This is a genomic window from Bacillus cereus group sp. MYBK14-1 (assembly GCF_051916885.1).
In the GTDB taxonomy this organism is placed as follows: domain Bacteria; phylum Bacillota; class Bacilli; order Bacillales; family Bacillaceae_G; genus Bacillus_A; species Bacillus_A cereus.
On the sequence record NZ_JBQAHM010000007.1, the window covers coordinates 15,642 to 30,986 of the forward strand.

Here is a 15,345-nt window from a genome sequence, read left to right on the forward strand (position 1 = left end):
TGCGTTTTTATCGTATCATTAGTAAAAGGAAGAACTCGGGACGATTGGTGGCATCTGCAAATAGAGTTGATGTCTTTTTTTCATTCAAGTAACCGATACATAAAAATAGATAACAAAAATAGAAGGAGTGTGCGATGAGATGAACGTAACAATATATGATGTAGCGCGTGAAGCGAACGTTTCAATGGCTACCGTATCACGCGTTGTGAACGGTAACCCAAATGTAAAGCCTACAACAAGAAAGAAAGTATTAGAAGCAATTGATCGTTTAGGATACCGCCCAAATGCGGTAGCACGTGGACTAGCAAGTAAGAAGACAACTACAGTAGGTGTTATTATTCCTGATATCTCAAATACGTTTTATGCAGAACTAGCTCGTGGAATTGAAGATATCGCAACAATGTACAAATATAACATCATTTTAAGTAACTCTGACCAAAACAAAGAGAAAGAGTTCCATTTATTAAATACGATGCTTGGAAAACAAGTGGACGGAATTGTTTTCATGGGTGAAGATATTACAGACATTCACATTGAAGAATTTAAAAAATCTCCAGTACCAATTGTATTAGCAGCATCATTTGATGAGCAAAATGAAACGCCATCAGTAAATATTGATTATACACAAGCAGCTTATGATGCAATGAAGCACTTTATCGAGCAAGGACATAAACGTATCGGTTTCGTCTCTGGTCCTTTCATTGATAAAGCGGGAAGCGCGAAGAAGTTACAAGGTTATAAAAAAGCTTTAGAAGAAGCAGGTATTTCATATGATGAAAATCTTGTAATCGATGGAGATTACACATATGACTCAGGTATCGAAGCATTCGAAAAGCTTTGGAGCAATGATGAAAAGCCAACAGCAATCTTCGTATCTTCTGATGAAATGGCACTAGGTGTAATCCATGCAGCACAAGACGCTGGATTAAACGTACCAACTGACGTAGAAGTACTTGGTTTCGATAATACACGCCTTGCATTAATGGTTCGTCCGCAGCTTTCAACAGTTGTTCAACCGATGTATGATATCGGTGCAGTAGCAATGCGTCTATTAACAAAGTATATGAACAAAGAAAAAGTGGAAGATCACACTGTTATCTTACCTCACCGTATCCAATTTAGAGATTCAACGAAGTAAGTATAAAAAAGCTCACAGCGATTGCTGTGAGCTTTTATTCGTATTCAGGATAGTATTTTTGTACGACTGCATTTACCATTTCGTCTTTCTTAACGTGTAAAAATCTTGCATACAATTCTTTTCCAGTTTCAAATGGGGTATCGTCTAATTCAAACACATGCAATAGTTTTCGAAACGTCCATGTTATTTGCTGGCCGTACTTATTATCGTACGTATGCTCAGATTGTATAGCGATTTGTTCGCCTAGTGCATGAGCTTCTTCCAAACTGTTTGCTTTAACAAGAATAATACTTTCTTCAAAAAGTGTATCGTGATTCTCTTCATAATACTCATCAATTTTCGTAGAATCAGGCTCACTAGAATGAACAGACTCAAACAATAATTTTACAGCGTACATATTATGCTGCATGGTTCACTTTATAAATAATACTTGCGACAAGCGAAGCAGGTATTGTAAATACGTTACTTTGATAATGGTAATGTACTTGGGATTCTTCATAAGACATGTTGTCATATAGTTCGTTTTGTGAGACACTCATTTTTTTCTGTTTTTCTTTGAGCATTTTAATGTAGTTGTACTGTATTGGGACGAGAATGATGAAATAAGCTAATACGATTAGTGAAATCCAAATCATTATGAACACTCCCTTATAAAGAATATTTCTATATAACAATTATATCAATAAAAAGAAAAAATAACCATTTTTTGTTGGAGCTAATTTTCTTCTAAAAATGCAAACAGTTCCTTTTGGTTTTTTAAATTGTGATCAATACATGTTCGAGCAACATATTTCAATCCTTGTAATAATGCATCTACGTGAAAAGTATCATAATGAATTATATTTCCCTCTACCATCGTTTCGTCTTTTTGCAAGTTAATTGATATTTTTAGTACAGTTATATTACTTTGTAAATTTACAACTTCGATGTAAAAAAACTGTTTGTCTAAGTCAATCGTAACATAATCGAATCGTTCGGATAGCTCTAATTTATATGTAGTAGTATATTCCAAATGAAAGCCTCCTTATTGTATAAGTGTATGTTATAATGCCTTCGCTATAGATGGGGCTATTCCTTGTTATATGTCACATAAGTGCAAATTTAACTATTATAGGGCAATGTCATGTATAATAGAAAGAAAAGGCTTGTGAGGGGGGAAAAGAGATGATCGTTCTTTGGATAATTACGCTTTGTATGACTGCTATTTTTGCATATATGACGTTAAAACAAAATGGTTTAAAGCGATTTGTTCCAGGAAGTATTCTTGCAGGAATTGCCCTTATCACGTATGTAATTTCTATTTTTATTGAAAGTGTATCAGTAGATATGAGCACAAGTTTAATGTTTATTGGTATTACACTATTTGCAGGTAGCATTATGGTACTTATGGTTGCTGGTATTATTTTATTTATTCATATGAATTCGGAAACGTTATAGCATATAGAAAAGGCATGTCCCGAGGGGACATGCCTTTTTATCCGTTCAATTATGCTCTATCTTTAGAAGAGTTTTGCTGTTTTAGTAAGTCGCGAATTTCGCCAAGAAGTTCTTCTTCTTTTGTTGGTTCTGGAATTTCTTCCTCTTTTTCTTCTTCTTTTTTAGATGTTAGTTTGTTGAAAACTTTAACAAACATAAAGATAGAAGCTGCGATAATTAAGAAGTCAAAAATTGTTTGGATGAAGTTACCATACATAACAGCAGATTTACCGTATCCAAAGTGTAAACTTGTAAAGTCAACGCCACCTAATACCATACCAAGTAATGGTGTGATGATATCTTTTACTAAAGAACTAACGATTTTACCGAATGCAGCACCGATTACAACCCCGACAGCTAAATCAACGACATTCCCTTTGAAAGCGAATTTTTTAAACTCGTTCCACATGTGTTAATCCCATCCTTTCCACGATTCATTATGAAATTTATAATTCCTATCAACATATTCTATAGAAATTTACGAGAGAAATAAAGAGGGAATGGGAATGAAAGTAAATTCTGAAAAATGTATCCGTTTTAATTTTTGTTTACATCATCTAGTAAAGATTGTAGCATTTGCTGCGTTTTTAATCCTTCTAATCCATCTACAACAGGCTTTGTATCGCCTTGTACACACTTAATAAAATGATGAACAGCATCTTCAAAACCACGTTGTTTTAACGTCGTATCCCATGATGGGGAACCACTTTGTGAAACTGAGTTTTCCTGTTCAATTTCAAATGTATTCATATTTTTTACGCGAATGATTTTCCCTGGCGTTACAAGTTCAATTTGTTCTAAATTTGTACCGGCATGGCGATGCATTGCAGTAGAAAGTAACAGTCCACTTGGAGTTGTATATGTATGATGTCCGTAAAGAAGTTCATTCTTTTCATTGATTTGCATCATATTGTGAACGGCGTTAAGGTCATCATTAGCTAACCAGCGAGCGGTATCTACAATGTGTAAATAATCATCTAACATAGTGAAGTCGTACGTATATGGCCCGACTTTATTTGTACGATGCTTTTCAATTCGAATCCATGAAATATCATTAGCCTGTTCTTTGGCAGCGACATACATAGGAACGAATCTGCGATTAAATCCGACCATTAATTTTCGGTTATACTTCTCGCTTAACTCGACTAGTTGCTCAGCTTGTTCCACTGTAGCTGCTAGCGGTTTATCAACATAAACGTCGATCCCTTTTTTTAGAAGTTCAGAAACGATTTCATAATGCGATGCAGTTGAACTATGAACGAAGATTGCATCGCATTCCGAAGCTAACATTTCAATAGAATGAAAGTCTTGAATTCGGTATTGCTGGCAAACTTGTTTTCTTTTCTCTGCGTTAGGTGTAAACGCCCCTACAAAATTCCAATCAGTTTCTTTTGTAAGTGTTGGAAGATAGGCCTTTTGCGCAATACTTCCAAGTCCAATCATCCCAATTTTAGGTTTGTTCATGTTTATTCCCACCCTATTAATATTAATGTAACGGCTTAAATGTAGCATAGGGTGGGGGAGGAAGGCAAAAATTAGCTTTTTACTTACGGCCTTCTAACAAAATCTTCTCTATCTCCTCAAAGTGATGAGCGCGAGCATGCTCTAGCGGGGTAACACCATCATTGTCTGGAATATTTACATCTGCACCGTGCTCAATAAGAAGGCGAATGACTTGTTGCTGTGTTTCGTTTCCGTTACTTAGTACGATGGCTTCCATTAAAGCTGTCCATCCCAGGTTATTTACATGATTTACATCAATATTTGTTCGAGTGAGGAGTTCTTTTATGACGTCAATATAGCCATGTTCTGAAGCTGGGATAAGAGCTGTTCCGCCGTAACGATTTGTAATCGTAGGATCTGCACCAGCATCAATTGTTAGTTTTAAAATGTCTAAGTAACCTTCCGCACCGGCGTATAGAAAGGGATTATTTTTCATGTCATCTTGAATATTTACGTCAGCACCGGCTTTGATAAGCTCCTTTGCGGTTTTTACATCATTTTTGTATGTAGCAATCATAAGCGGAGTGCGTCCTTGACTATCCGTCGCATTTATATTTGCGCCTTGTTTTAGTAAAGATATAACAGTATTCGTTTCATTTTTTTCAGTAGCTGCTAGTAGTGCAGTCTCCATGTTTGCCATCTCCTTTTTTACTTCTTGTTCTTGCGAGCATCCTTGTAAAAAAATTACGCAACATATCATACTGAATGTTTTTTTGAACATGGAATTTCAACCTCCTAATTTCAACTGTAAAATAGGAACATTAAATTTTTATAAACTGACGCTAAAATTACTATAAAATCGCTTGAGTAATTGAACATATATTTTTATGCTTATAAATAATAAGGTTTGATAAAGTGAAACTTTAATCAGTGGGGGTTTTGTTCATCCCCCACTGATTATTAGTTGAACCAATCGGGCTTTTATGGGCAGTTGATCCCCCACTTAACTTCTTTGCTTTCTCTGAATTTTGAGGTCGGGATCTTACTGCCCGTTAATGCGGGGTAAAGTGAGGATTTAAGATATGTCTATTAAAATAAGGTTTTTATTTTCTTATATTGCTGTTATCCTCGTTTCCATTACGCTTATATTAGTCGCGGGATTTTTAATCGTTTTTTCGATAACAGGTGACTTGGAAGCAGTGAAAAATTTCTATAAAAGTTCTTATATTCAAAAGCCGCTTACACCAGAAGAAGAGAATGCCTATCTTGAGTTGAAGTCAGCAGCTAAACAGCATCAATCTCAATTGTTAGATGAGTCGTTTGTCTCAGCAATAGAAAAAGAGGGTGTGAAAATAGTAGTAAGAAAAGGAGAAACACTTTCATATGCTTCAAACGTATTTGAAAGTGTATCTTTAAAAGAAGCCCTTCCGAAATTTGAATCAGCAAATATTAATAGTCGTGGTACAACGGAACTAGGCGATACATTTTATCGATATGTAAAGTTTGATTTTTATTTTCCTCAGGAAGAAGAGGGAAGTATATTTGTATTAAAAAAGCAAAGTTCATTTGTAGATCTTACACAAAAATTATTTCCAATCTTATTTGTATCTCTCTTACTACTAGCCATTTTACTCATTGGATTATTAAGTTACCTCGTTTCAAGAAGTGTAATAAAACCAATTTTTGTATTGAAAGGCGCAACGGAGAAAATTAAAGAAGGAAATTTAGATTTTCAAATACCAGTTACATCACACGATGAAATAGGGCAATTAAATCAAGGATTTGAGGAAATGAGGAAGAGATTAAAAGAATCGATAGAGATGCAAACACAGTATGAAGAAAATCGAAAAGAGCTTATTTCAAACATCTCTCATGATTTAAAAACACCGATTACATCAATTATCGGATATGTAGAAGGAATAAAGGACGGAGTAGCAAATACGCCAGAAAAAATGGATAAGTATTTAACAACTATCCATACGAAGGCAAAACATATGGACACACTCATTGATGAACTCTTTTTGTTTTCGAAGCTCGATTTGAATCGAGTTCCCTTTCAGTTTGAAACGGTTGAATTAAATATGTTTATGCAAGAGTTAATCGAAGAGATGCAAATGGATTTAAGTAAAGAAGGTATAGAAGTTAACTTGCAATTACATGCATCACCACTATATGTAACGGCTGATTGCGAAAAGATAAATAGAGTTATATCAAATTTAATTCATAATAGTGTGAAATACATGGATAAAGAAGAGAAGAAAATTACTGTAACAGTATCGAGTAATAATAATAAAGTTATTGTGAAAGTGATGGACAATGGATCAGGTATAGAATCTGATACGCTACCTTATATCTTTGAACGTTTTTATCGTGCAGAACAATCGCGGAATTCTAGCACAGGTGGAAGTGGACTTGGTTTAGCAATAGCGAAGCAAATTGTTGAAGAACATGGCGGGAAAATTTGGGCGGAAAGCGAGCTTGGTAAAGGCACAAGCATTTTCTTCTCATTGGAAAAAGTAGAGGAATGTGGTGAGTAAATTGAAAAGAATTTTACTAATAGAAGATGAAGTAAGTATTGCAGAATTACAGCGAGATTATTTAGAAATTAATGATTTCCAAGTTGATGTAGAGCATTCAGGAGAAATAGGTTTACAAACAGCCTTGCAAGAAGACTATGATTTAATTATTTTAGATATTATGCTTCCGAAAATGAACGGATTCGAAATTTGTAAACAAATACGTGCTGTAAAAGATATTCCGATTCTACTTGTTTCAGCAAAAAAAGAAGATATAGATAAAATTCGCGGACTCGGATTAGGAGCGGATGATTATATAACGAAACCGTTTAGTCCGAGTGAATTAGTCGCAAGAGTAAAAGCGCATATTGCCCGTTATGAAAGATTATTAGGAAATGTAAGTAAGCAACGTGATACGTTATATATTCACGGAATTTCTATCGATCAACGAGCGAGAAAAGTTTTTATAAACAATGAAGAAGTGGCATTTACAACGAAGGAATTTGATTTATTAACATTCTTTGTAACACATCCAAACCAAGTATTAAATAAAGAACAGTTATTTGAACGCATTTGGGGACTAGACTCAGCTGGTGATTTAGCTACTGTTGTTGTTCACATTAGAAAACTACGTGAAAAAATTGAAAGAGATCCTGCTCACCCGCAATATATTGAAACAGTATGGGGAGCTGGTTATCGTTTTAACGTGTAATATACCTGCCGAGTAATTGGCAGGTTTTTTGTATGTTATTCGAATGAAAAGGAAGAAATAGGTAATTTGTGTTAAAATGTAAAGAGAAACAAAACAGAGGAGAGCATAGGGAGCGAGCTATATGTTGGGGGATATATTAAAAGATAATAAATCAAATAAGACTTTAAAGATTGGAACTAATATCGTACTTATCTTATTGATTATTGGTGCAATACAAATGTTTTATGATGAAGATTCTACGAATGATCATTTCGGTTGGTTCTTTTTTGCGATCTTTTGGGTAATTAAAAGCATTTCTAGCTCTAAGGTAAGTTTAAAAGATAGAGATAAAAAGTCGGTATTACTTGATGTGGGTTTAGTTGTTATTTCTTTTGTTTTTTTAGTTGTTTTTAGTGTGAAATATTTCATTTGAAAAAAGCTCATAGTCGTATAGAGGCTATGATATTTTTGTCAGTGTTTAGTTTTTATTGATAATAATGGTAATAACGATTTATAAAATGTTTGAGTAGTAGAAGTAAACTGAGCAGCTTCTTCTAAAAAAGGATAATGGTTGCTGTTTTCGAATGGAATGAAGATAGAATTACGTATCCCATCATGTATCTCGATAGAATATTGAATTGGGCACTGTACATCATATCTTCCGCATATAATAAGTGTCTTTGTTTGGATGGAAGGTAAATTCTCTCTTAAATCAAATGAAGGATATTCATTGGCGAAAGCATTCATCCGGCTAATGGACATTGTTTTATTGATTGGTTTACAAAAATAAGAGTTGTAGTTTTCTGGTTTATACAATGATAATTTTGTTCTCTTAGTAGATAGTTCTTTCCGTTCTTCATTTGTAAGGTGAGGGCTTTTTAAGTTTTCGATGAGTTTTTGCATATAATGAAACTGTGGATGTGCTGGGTGATAAATGCAGAATGGTGTTTCGGTATAGTTACTTGCTGCAGCTCCTGCTACGACTAATGATTGTAAGGAATGTGGATATGTAATTGCATATAAAAGTCCAAGCATACCACCTGTTGAATGGCCAGCGAAATGCCATGTTGGAAGTTGTAATGCTTCTCGTATGGCTTCCAAGTCGTGGATTGTTTCAATCATGCTTAATTCTTTTTCTGAATTGGCTTTTAACGAGTTACCAGCGTCTCGTAAATTAATGAGAAATACACGATGCGTAGCAGTAAAAACATCCGCAAAGTAATCACCAGTTTCATTAAATTGTGAATAGTGATGTGTAATACAAAGCGATTCGCCATCTCCTTTTGTAAAGAGTTCAAATGTACCACGTTTCGTGTGGATCATTTGTCGTTTCCACATAATATCACTACCTTTTCTCATAAAAGTTGGGCCAGGCTGTTATGAAATGAAAATATATCGGCGCATTTCGAAATATATCAGCGATTATTAAAATATATCGACTTACCGACAGAAACCGACAATAAATAAAAGGAGGCTATTCAAAAACGAGCCTCCTTTTCGTTTAGTACAAAGATTTTGTCATATTATTCCGAATAATTTCAAGGGATTTCGCTACAGTTAATGCATTCTTTTCTTCAATTTCTGGTTTACGGGGGATAGGTTTATACATGTTGTCTGGATCTTCCCATGTGAGGGGAAGTTCTGTTTCTGCTTGTCCTTTCCAAGCTTCAATCCATTCTGGAGGGAGATAACCTGAGATGTTTTGGATGTTGTTCATTTCGAGCCAAATGAGTGCCCAAGCTCTTGGAACGACGCGCCAGTGATCATAGCCACCGCCACCGACAGCGATCCAGCGACCGTCGCAATATTCATTAGCAATTTCACGAGCGAGCTTCGGTATTTCGCGGTAAATATTCATTGTCGCACAAAGATGCGTAAGTGGGTCATAATAATGTGCGTCAGCACCATTTTGCGTTAAAATAATATCCGGTTTAAAGTACGCTGCAACTTCTTTTACAACAGTTCGATATGATTCTAAGAACGATTCATCTTCTGTAAAAGCATCGAGTGGAACGTTAAAAGAATAACTATAGCCATTACCTTGTCCGCGTTCATTTACAGCGCCAGTTCCAGGAAATAAATAGCGACCAGTTTCATGCAGTGAAATGGTGCATACGTTAGGGTCATCATAAAACGACCACTGTACGCCATCACCGTGATGAGCATCTGTATCAATATATAAGACGCGTAAACCGTATTTCTTTTGAATATATTTCATTGCGATAGAACTGTCGTTATAAATACAAAAGCCAGATGCTTTGCCGCGAAAGCCGTGATGTAAGCCGCCACCTAAATTGAGAGCGTGCTTTACTTTCCCAGAAAGAACAGCATCGACAGCTGTTAATGTACCACCAACGAGCAATGCGCTTGCTTCGTGCATATTTGGGAACATCGGTGTATCTTCTGTTCCGAGTCCATATGTCATTGCAATTGATTTTTCTAACTTTCCTTCTCCAGCACGTTTTACCGCATTTATGTACTCCTCTGTATGAACGTAGGCGATTTCTTCATCTGTAGCCGTCCGTGGTGAGATGATTTGAGAGGGAGAGATGAAACCGCCCTTTTGTAATAAATCATACGTAAGTGTGACGCGCAGTTGGTTAAAAGGATGATCAGGGCTAAATGAATAGCCCCGGAAGTCATCCGAATAAATAAACGCGCTACTCATGCCTGCATCCCCATGATGTTTGGCCATAATACGCGGTAGCCTTCTGCTTCAAGTGCATCAATCACTTTTAGAGGATTCATCGTTTGAATGCGGAAAACGAGTACTTTATCATTCTCATCTTTTGCTGGATAGACGAGAACGCTCACGATATTTATTTGTAAATCACTAAAAATAGCAACGACTTTTCCAAGAATACCAGGTTCGTTTTTTACTTGAATTTCAATTTGCGAACTTGGTTGATGTGCTCCTGTTAATTTTACTAACGTGTGTAATACTGTAGATTCAGAAATGATTCCAACTAACTTCCCGGCCTTTGTAACAGGAAGACAGCCAATTTTATTTTCAAAAAATAAAGTAGCAATTTCCTCAACAAAATCGAGAGGATGGCAAGTCATAACAGGATGTTTCATAATAAGTTCGAGCGGTTGCTGTAGCATATCGAGTGAAACTTGTTCATCTAGAATAGACGGACTTGCATCTCTTACATCCCGATCAGAAATAATGCCTACGACGTGATTATTTTGATCGACAATTGGAATGTGCCGAATGCCTTTCGTGCGTATCGTTCGGATTGCTGTTTCGATTGTATCGTTTGGATGTAATGTAACTACATTTTGATTCATAATTTCTTCTACAATCATTCCAGTTGCCCCCTTTATTAATACATAAAACGATTGTGAAAACGTAGACGATCAAAAGCTTGAATAGAATCCGTATCAACGCGTTTACCGATGCGGACCATTAAACAGTTGGCAGGATGTGAACAAATTTCAGGATCGTCTGTAGCCATCCATTGTAACCCGCCAGCATTCATCATCTTCTCCATTACTTTTCGGTATTCCCACACATTCAATCCTGTTTGTTTCAAATCCCAGTGCCAATAATATTCAGTCGTCAATATAATGTAATCTTCCATATAATCGTCCATCATAGAAACCTCTAGTAAGTTCTTTCCGACAGAACTCCCGCGGAAGGCTGGGACTACTTCAATTGCCCCAAGCTCAATTAAGTTTTCCATTTTTCCTTCTGACCATCGTTCAAGTGGATCAGGATACAAGTATGTAACATATCCAACAATTGTTTGGTCATGTCTAGCAATAATGAGACGAGCTTCTGGTAATTTAGAAATTTCGACAATTGCTTTATATTGTTGCTCGGCAGGACGAAACGCAATTAAGTCTGGATGAAACTCATACATTTCTAAGTTATGTGTAGAGACAGGACCTTCAATAATTAAAGTGCCTTTCGCTGTTTTTAAGTTTCTAGCATTATATATTTTTTTATGAATCAATGTATTGCTCACCACCTTGAGGGTTTGTGAATCTATTAATATCGTACTTTATAATATATGCGATGTGAATCGAAATTTGTCATTAAAAATTTGTCTAAAAATCAACAAATATACTGAAAATTTTAAATAATGTCATTATAATAGATAATAGAATACATAGGAGGGGGATGTAAAGTATGAAAGTAGAAACGCTTCCTGTCATTAAAGGAGAAAATAATTTGCCGAATTATGATGAGGCATACGCGAATTTTAACTGGGAAGAGGTTAATAAAAACTTTACTTGGAATGAAACAGGCCGAGTAAATATGGCGTATGAGGCAATTGATAAGCATGCGAAATCCGATCGAAAGAATAAAGTAGCTCTTTATTATCAAGATGGATCGCGAAAAGAGAAATATACATTTAAGGAAATGAAGGATTTTTCTAATAAAGCAGGAAACGTCCTTAAGAATTATGGCGATGTAGAAAAAGGCGATCGCGTTTTTATTTTTATGCCACGTTCTCCAGAGTTATATTTCGCACTTTTAGGTGCAGTGAAATTAGGAGCAATTGTTGGACCGCTATTTGAAGCATTTATGGAAGGCGCAGTTCGCGATCGCTTAGAAGATAGCGAAGCAAAGGTGTTAATTACAACGCCTGAATTATTAGAGCGCGTACCATTAAATGATTTACCGGCTTTAAAAACAGTTTTCCTTATTGGAGATAATGTAGAAGAAGGCGGTAAAACGGTAGCGTTCAATCCGTTATTTGAACAAGCTTCAAAAGAATTACATATTGAATGGTTAGGCCGTGAAGACGGTTTGATTCTACATTACACGTCTGGTTCTACTGGTAAGCCAAAAGGTGTGCTTCATGCGCAAAACGCAATGGTTCAGCACTATCAAACGGCGAAGTGGGTATTAGATTTAAAAGAAGACGATGTATATTGGTGTACTGCTGACCCGGGCTGGGTAACTGGAACAGCTTACGGTATTTTCGCACCGTGGTTAGTTGGAGCGTCAAATGTTATTTTAGGTGGACGCTTTAGTCCAGAAGCTTGGTATGAAGCACTGCAAGATTACGGTGTGACGGTTTGGTACAGCGCACCAACAGCATTCCGTATGTTAATGGGAGCTGGACAAGACGCAATTAAAAAATATGACTTATCACAAGTTCGTCACGTATTAAGCGTTGGTGAGCCGTTAAATCCAGAAGTAATTCGCTGGGGTATGAATGCATTTGGACTTCGTATTCATGATACGTGGTGGATGACAGAAACAGGTGGACAAGTAATTTGTAACTACCCTTGTATGGAAATCCGTCCAGGTTCAATGGGTAAACCAATTCCAGGTGTGAAAGCAGCGATTGTTGATAATGAAGGAAATGAAGTGCCTCCTTACACAATGGGTAACTTAGCAATTGCGAAAGGTTGGCCATCTATGATGCGCGGGATCTGGAATAACCAGCAAAAATATGAATCTTATTTCATGCCGGGAGATTGGTACGTATCAGGTGACTCTGCTTATATGGATGAAGATGGATACTTCTGGTTCCAAGGACGTATCGACGATGTAATTATGACGTCAGGTGAGCGCGTTGGTCCGTTTGAAGTAGAAAGTAAATTAATCGAGCATGCTGCTGTTGCAGAAGCTGGTGTAATTGGTATTCCTGATCCGGTGCGCGGCGAAATTATTAAAGCATTTATCGCACTTCGAGCAGGATACGAACCATCTGATGAATTAAAAGAAGAAATTCGTCAATTTGTAAAGAAAGGCCTAGCAGCTCATGCAGCGCCACGACAAATTGAATTTAGAGATAAATTACCGAAAACGAGAAGTGGTAAAATTATGCGACGCGTATTAAAAGCGTGGGAGCTGAATTTACCAACAGGTGACTTATCAACGATGGAAGATTAAGAGGGAAAGGTCTGAACGAAAAATGTTCAGGCCTTTCTTTTTTATGATATCATGAACTTGTATATATAAGTTAAAGGGGATAGTATGATGAAAACAGAAAAGGAAAAGATGATACTAGGAGAAATGTACATACCGGCTGATCCAGTTTTAGTACAAGAAAGAGAGCAAGCACGTATATTAACGAGAAAATTAAATGATACGCCAGAAGAGCAATTAAAAGAGCGTAGCGAAATCGTAAAAGAATTATTCGGAACGACAGGAGATAATATTCATCTTGAATCTTCTTTTAGATGTGATTACGGCTATAACATTCATGTCGGTGAAAATTTTTACGCGAACTTTGACTGTACGATTTTAGACGTATGCCCGGTAACAATCGGAGTGAACTGTATGTTAGCTCCAGGTGTTCACATTTATACAGCAACGCACCCACTTGATCCGGTAGAGCGTATAAGCGGATCAGAATACGGAAAACCAGTTACAATTGGCGATAACGTATGGATTGGCGGAAGAGCAATTATTAATCCAGGTGTAACAATTGGAGACAATGCGGTGATCGCATCTGGTGCTGTCGTAACGAAAGATGTGCCTAATAATGTAGTAGTTGGCGGGAATCCTGCAAAGATTATAAAAAAACTAAAATAATATTTGAACGAAGTGCCTTCCTCGTCTGTATACATTTATGAAAGAATAGATGAGGGAGGCTTTTATATGTCTAATAAATTACTTCTTACTTTTGCTGTAATTGGAATTATAGTTGTATTTTCTTGTGGTCTTTTCTTACCGATACCAATTGGATATAGAGTATCAATGCTGACAGCTGGAGTTATAATGGGTGTTCTGTTTTCAATCATTATTCCATTTGATAGAAAACATATAGTACGGAAAAATGGATATAAAATTGATTTTACAAAAACAAAAGTGTATTTTCGCTGGAATGTATTTGACACTATTTCTGTCTGCCTTGCGTTGTATGCATGCATATGTGTGCAAGCGTTAAATACTTTAGTTGCAATGGGATTTACGATTCAAAACCCATATGTTCAATTTTTTACAAATCAATCACAATTGTGGGTTTTCATTGCAATTGCATATTTAATTTCCCGCATTTCATTAACGTTAAAAGGGATAAAGGAGATCAAAAATCATGGCGCAGATTGGGATTGAGGAGGAGCTCATGCTTGCGTATCAAAGTGGAGATAAGCAGGCTGGGGAAAAACTATATGTTTTAATCAAACCAGCGCTATACATATTTTTATATCGATTTAATCGAGATGAACAATTAAGTATCGACCTTGTACAAGATACGTTTTTGACGCTAGAGCGTAAGAAACATATGTATGAACCTGAGAAAGGTAAAATAAAAACGTATTTATTCCAAATCGGTTACCGTCTTATGATTAATAAATTAAATAGAAGAAAAAAGTGGCGTACACTTTTGCCGTTTTTAGTGCCGATTCAGGAAAACGAGTTTTCTCACGAAGATCGGCTCACAGTAAGAGAAGCAATTTTGAAAGTTCCGGAAGAACAGCGGGCTGTCCTCATTCTTTCTTATTATCATGATATGCAGCAAAAAGAAATTGCAGAAATATTAAACATTCCGATTGGAACAGTGAAATCGAGACTTCATAACGGAATAAAGAAATTGAAACAGTTGCTGGAGGTGGACGAAATTGAGCGAAAATCCCTTTAAAAGTGAATATAAGTTAAAGCAACATTTAGATAGTGATCATGTAGAAATACCAGACTTTCCAAAAACGGTAAGTCGCTTCGATCGATTAATCGGATTTCTTGGTTCTCCAGCGAAAGATCCTGTAGAGGCGACGATTGGGAATGATTTATCAGTTGTGTTTCACGTATCGTTATTAGTTGGTATTCCAATTCTTTCCCTTATTACGATACTCTTTATGGCGTTGTAAAGGATTGACAAGGAGAGAAATCCGGCCCTTATTTGACACGCCTATATAAATGATGGTATAAAGAAAAGTATATGAATAATTGAGCGTGGAAAGGGAGAAGTAGTGATCATTTCCCTGTTTTAGAGAGCTGATGGCCGGTGAAAATCAGCACATAGATGATCGCGAATTACGCCCCTAGAGCATCTTTTTTCGATTGAATTGTATTCAAAAGGGAAGAGACGGTGCTAAGCCGTTATGTAAATAAGGTGGTAGGCTTTTTTTGGTCTACAACTAGGGTGGTAACGCGATAATCAAAATCGTCCCTTATT

Annotated in this window: 20 protein-coding genes and 1 other annotated feature; of the genes, 10 read left to right on the top strand and 10 right to left on the bottom strand. The window is 36.3% G+C overall.

Translation table 11 applies throughout. The features are described from left to right. The first annotated feature begins 139 nt into the window (after positions 1-139). Complete coding sequence (gene ccpA, locus ACTFR3_RS18360; RefSeq protein WP_001103297.1) at positions 140-1,138, top strand: catabolite control protein A; 999 nt, start codon at positions 140-142, stop codon at positions 1,136-1,138. Between the two features lie 34 nt (positions 1,139-1,172). Here ccpA and ACTFR3_RS18365 read toward each other — a convergent pair whose 3' ends face one another. From ACTFR3_RS18365 to dhp61, 3 genes are all read right to left on the bottom strand, one after another. Then, entirely contained in the window at positions 1,173-1,535 is a 363-nt protein-coding gene (locus ACTFR3_RS18365) for a DUF4288 domain-containing protein (RefSeq protein ID WP_002164415.1), read from the bottom strand. A gap of 1 nt (position 1,536) precedes the next feature. Further along, on the bottom strand, positions 1,537-1,773 hold the full coding sequence (locus tag ACTFR3_RS18370; RefSeq protein ID WP_000637903.1) for a DUF3949 domain-containing protein: 237 nt from the start codon (positions 1,771-1,773) through the stop codon (positions 1,537-1,539). An 80-nt stretch (positions 1,774-1,853) separates the two neighbouring features. Beyond that, a complete protein-coding gene (gene dhp61 / locus ACTFR3_RS18375; RefSeq protein WP_000456864.1) occupies positions 1,854-2,150 on the bottom strand; it encodes a protein Dhp61 in 297 nt (98 codons plus the stop codon). 152 nt (positions 2,151-2,302) lie between these two features. On the opposite strand from dhp61, the gene ACTFR3_RS18380 reads away from it, so the two are divergent. Further along, positions 2,303-2,575 carry a DUF3917 domain-containing protein gene (locus ACTFR3_RS18380; protein WP_000636589.1) on the top strand — a complete coding sequence of 91 codons (273 nt, stop codon included), beginning with the start codon at positions 2,303-2,305 and terminating at the stop codon, positions 2,573-2,575. Between the two features lie 49 nt (positions 2,576-2,624). On the opposite strand, the gene mscL is transcribed toward ACTFR3_RS18380, so the two are convergent. The 3 genes from mscL to ACTFR3_RS18395 form a co-directional block, all read right to left on the bottom strand. Further along, on the bottom strand, positions 2,625-3,023 hold the full coding sequence (gene mscL / locus ACTFR3_RS18385) for a large conductance mechanosensitive channel protein MscL (protein ID WP_000267011.1): 399 nt from the start codon (positions 3,021-3,023) through the stop codon (positions 2,625-2,627). A 128-nt stretch (positions 3,024-3,151) separates the two neighbouring features. Further along, on the bottom strand, positions 3,152-4,078 hold the full coding sequence (locus tag ACTFR3_RS18390) for a Gfo/Idh/MocA family protein (protein WP_001039694.1): 927 nt from the start codon (positions 4,076-4,078) through the stop codon (positions 3,152-3,154). Positions 4,079-4,157: 79 nt separating this feature from the next. Then, on the bottom strand, positions 4,158-4,838 hold the full coding sequence (locus ACTFR3_RS18395; protein WP_440044653.1) for an ankyrin repeat domain-containing protein: 681 nt from the start codon (positions 4,836-4,838) through the stop codon (positions 4,158-4,160). A 301-nt stretch (positions 4,839-5,139) separates the two neighbouring features. Here ACTFR3_RS18395 and ACTFR3_RS18400 point away from each other — a divergent pair, with 301 nt between their 5' ends. The 3 genes from ACTFR3_RS18400 to ACTFR3_RS18410 all read left to right on the top strand — a co-directional run bounded on the left by ACTFR3_RS18400 (position 5,140) and on the right by ACTFR3_RS18410 (position 7,697). Next, positions 5,140-6,594: an ATP-binding protein gene (locus ACTFR3_RS18400; RefSeq protein ID WP_440044654.1), complete on the top strand. Its 1,455-nt coding sequence runs from the start codon at positions 5,140-5,142 to the stop codon at positions 6,592-6,594. Position 6,595: 1 nt separating this feature from the next. Beyond that, entirely contained in the window at positions 6,596-7,285 is a 690-nt protein-coding gene (locus ACTFR3_RS18405; RefSeq protein WP_001986686.1) for a response regulator transcription factor, read from the top strand. Positions 7,286-7,406: 121 nt separating this feature from the next. After that, positions 7,407-7,697 (top strand): hypothetical protein, encoded by a 291-nt coding sequence (locus ACTFR3_RS18410; RefSeq protein WP_000900162.1) that lies wholly within the window; start codon positions 7,407-7,409, stop codon positions 7,695-7,697. 38 nt (positions 7,698-7,735) lie between these two features. On the opposite strand, the gene ACTFR3_RS18415 is transcribed toward ACTFR3_RS18410, so the two are convergent. The 4 genes from ACTFR3_RS18415 to acuA form a co-directional block, all read right to left on the bottom strand. Further along, on the bottom strand, positions 7,736-8,623 hold the full coding sequence (locus ACTFR3_RS18415) for an alpha/beta fold hydrolase (RefSeq protein WP_002041890.1): 888 nt from the start codon (positions 8,621-8,623) through the stop codon (positions 7,736-7,738). 142 nt (positions 8,624-8,765) lie between these two features. Further along, a complete protein-coding gene (acuC, locus tag ACTFR3_RS18420; RefSeq protein WP_017674370.1) occupies positions 8,766-9,932 on the bottom strand; it encodes an acetoin utilization protein AcuC in 1,167 nt (388 codons plus the stop codon). Beyond that, complete coding sequence (locus tag ACTFR3_RS18425; RefSeq protein ID WP_000634583.1) at positions 9,929-10,573, bottom strand: acetoin utilization AcuB family protein; 645 nt, start codon at positions 10,571-10,573, stop codon at positions 9,929-9,931. Before ACTFR3_RS18425 ends, acuC begins: the two co-directional genes overlap by 4 nt. Positions 10,574-10,590: 17 nt before the next feature. After that, positions 10,591-11,223: an acetoin utilization protein acetyltransferase AcuA gene (gene acuA, locus ACTFR3_RS18430; protein ID WP_000581388.1), complete on the bottom strand. Its 633-nt coding sequence runs from the start codon at positions 11,221-11,223 to the stop codon at positions 10,591-10,593. 176 nt (positions 11,224-11,399) lie between these two features. On the opposite strand from acuA, the gene acsA reads away from it, so the two are divergent. The 5 genes from acsA (at position 11,400) to ACTFR3_RS18455 (ending at position 15,037) form a co-directional block, all read left to right on the top strand. Then, the gene (gene acsA, locus ACTFR3_RS18435) at positions 11,400-13,118 is read left to right on the top strand and encodes an acetate--CoA ligase (protein WP_000862041.1); all 1,719 of its coding nucleotides are present in this window, start codon (positions 11,400-11,402) and stop codon (positions 13,116-13,118) included. 84 nt (positions 13,119-13,202) lie between these two features. Next, a complete protein-coding gene (locus ACTFR3_RS18440; RefSeq protein WP_002026426.1) occupies positions 13,203-13,763 on the top strand; it encodes a maltose acetyltransferase domain-containing protein in 561 nt (186 codons plus the stop codon). A 66-nt stretch (positions 13,764-13,829) separates the two neighbouring features. After that, on the top strand, positions 13,830-14,285 hold the full coding sequence (locus ACTFR3_RS18445) for a hypothetical protein (protein ID WP_000066456.1): 456 nt from the start codon (positions 13,830-13,832) through the stop codon (positions 14,283-14,285). Continuing rightward, positions 14,266-14,811 (top strand): RNA polymerase sigma factor, encoded by a 546-nt coding sequence (locus ACTFR3_RS18450; RefSeq protein WP_000057181.1) that lies wholly within the window; start codon positions 14,266-14,268, stop codon positions 14,809-14,811. The genes ACTFR3_RS18445 and ACTFR3_RS18450 overlap by 20 nt, the downstream gene beginning before the upstream one ends. Further along, the gene (locus ACTFR3_RS18455) at positions 14,792-15,037 is read left to right on the top strand and encodes a hypothetical protein (RefSeq protein WP_001293779.1); all 246 of its coding nucleotides are present in this window, start codon (positions 14,792-14,794) and stop codon (positions 15,035-15,037) included. The genes ACTFR3_RS18450 and ACTFR3_RS18455 overlap by 20 nt, the downstream gene beginning before the upstream one ends. Before the next feature lie 77 nt (positions 15,038-15,114). Then, positions 15,115-15,344: a binding site (T-box leader), on the top strand. The last annotated feature ends 1 nt before the right edge of the window (position 15,345 follow it).

What these genes read in the sequence shown, in the direction of transcription:
- ccpA (WP_001103297.1), top strand. Translation starts at nt 140, where the DNA reads ATGAACGTAACAATATATGATGTAGCGCGTGAAGCGAACGTTTCAATG.
- ACTFR3_RS18365 (WP_002164415.1), bottom strand. Translation starts at nt 1,535, where the DNA reads ATGTACGCTGTAAAATTATTGTTTGAGTCTGTTCATTCTAGTGAGCCT.
- ACTFR3_RS18370 (WP_000637903.1), bottom strand. Translation starts at nt 1,773, where the DNA reads ATGATTTGGATTTCACTAATCGTATTAGCTTATTTCATCATTCTCGTC.
- ACTFR3_RS18380 (WP_000636589.1), top strand. Translation starts at nt 2,303, where the DNA reads ATGATCGTTCTTTGGATAATTACGCTTTGTATGACTGCTATTTTTGCA.
- mscL (WP_000267011.1), bottom strand. Translation starts at nt 3,023, where the DNA reads ATGTGGAACGAGTTTAAAAAATTCGCTTTCAAAGGGAATGTCGTTGAT.
- ACTFR3_RS18390 (WP_001039694.1), bottom strand. Translation starts at nt 4,078, where the DNA reads ATGAACAAACCTAAAATTGGGATGATTGGACTTGGAAGTATTGCGCAA.
- ACTFR3_RS18395 (WP_440044653.1), bottom strand. Translation starts at nt 4,838, where the DNA reads ATGTTCAAAAAAACATTCAGTATGATATGTTGCGTAATTTTTTTACAA.
- ACTFR3_RS18400 (WP_440044654.1), top strand. Translation starts at nt 5,140, where the DNA reads ATGTCTATTAAAATAAGGTTTTTATTTTCTTATATTGCTGTTATCCTC.
- ACTFR3_RS18410 (WP_000900162.1), top strand. Translation starts at nt 7,407, where the DNA reads ATGTTGGGGGATATATTAAAAGATAATAAATCAAATAAGACTTTAAAG.
- ACTFR3_RS18415 (WP_002041890.1), bottom strand. Translation starts at nt 8,623, where the DNA reads ATGAGAAAAGGTAGTGATATTATGTGGAAACGACAAATGATCCACACG.
- acuC (WP_017674370.1), bottom strand. Translation starts at nt 9,932, where the DNA reads ATGAGTAGCGCGTTTATTTATTCGGATGACTTCCGGGGCTATTCATTT.
- ACTFR3_RS18425 (WP_000634583.1), bottom strand. Translation starts at nt 10,573, where the DNA reads ATGATTGTAGAAGAAATTATGAATCAAAATGTAGTTACATTACATCCA.
- acsA (WP_000862041.1), top strand. Translation starts at nt 11,400, where the DNA reads ATGAAAGTAGAAACGCTTCCTGTCATTAAAGGAGAAAATAATTTGCCG.
- ACTFR3_RS18440 (WP_002026426.1), top strand. Translation starts at nt 13,203, where the DNA reads ATGATGAAAACAGAAAAGGAAAAGATGATACTAGGAGAAATGTACATA.
- ACTFR3_RS18445 (WP_000066456.1), top strand. Translation starts at nt 13,830, where the DNA reads ATGTCTAATAAATTACTTCTTACTTTTGCTGTAATTGGAATTATAGTT.
- ACTFR3_RS18450 (WP_000057181.1), top strand. Translation starts at nt 14,266, where the DNA reads ATGGCGCAGATTGGGATTGAGGAGGAGCTCATGCTTGCGTATCAAAGT.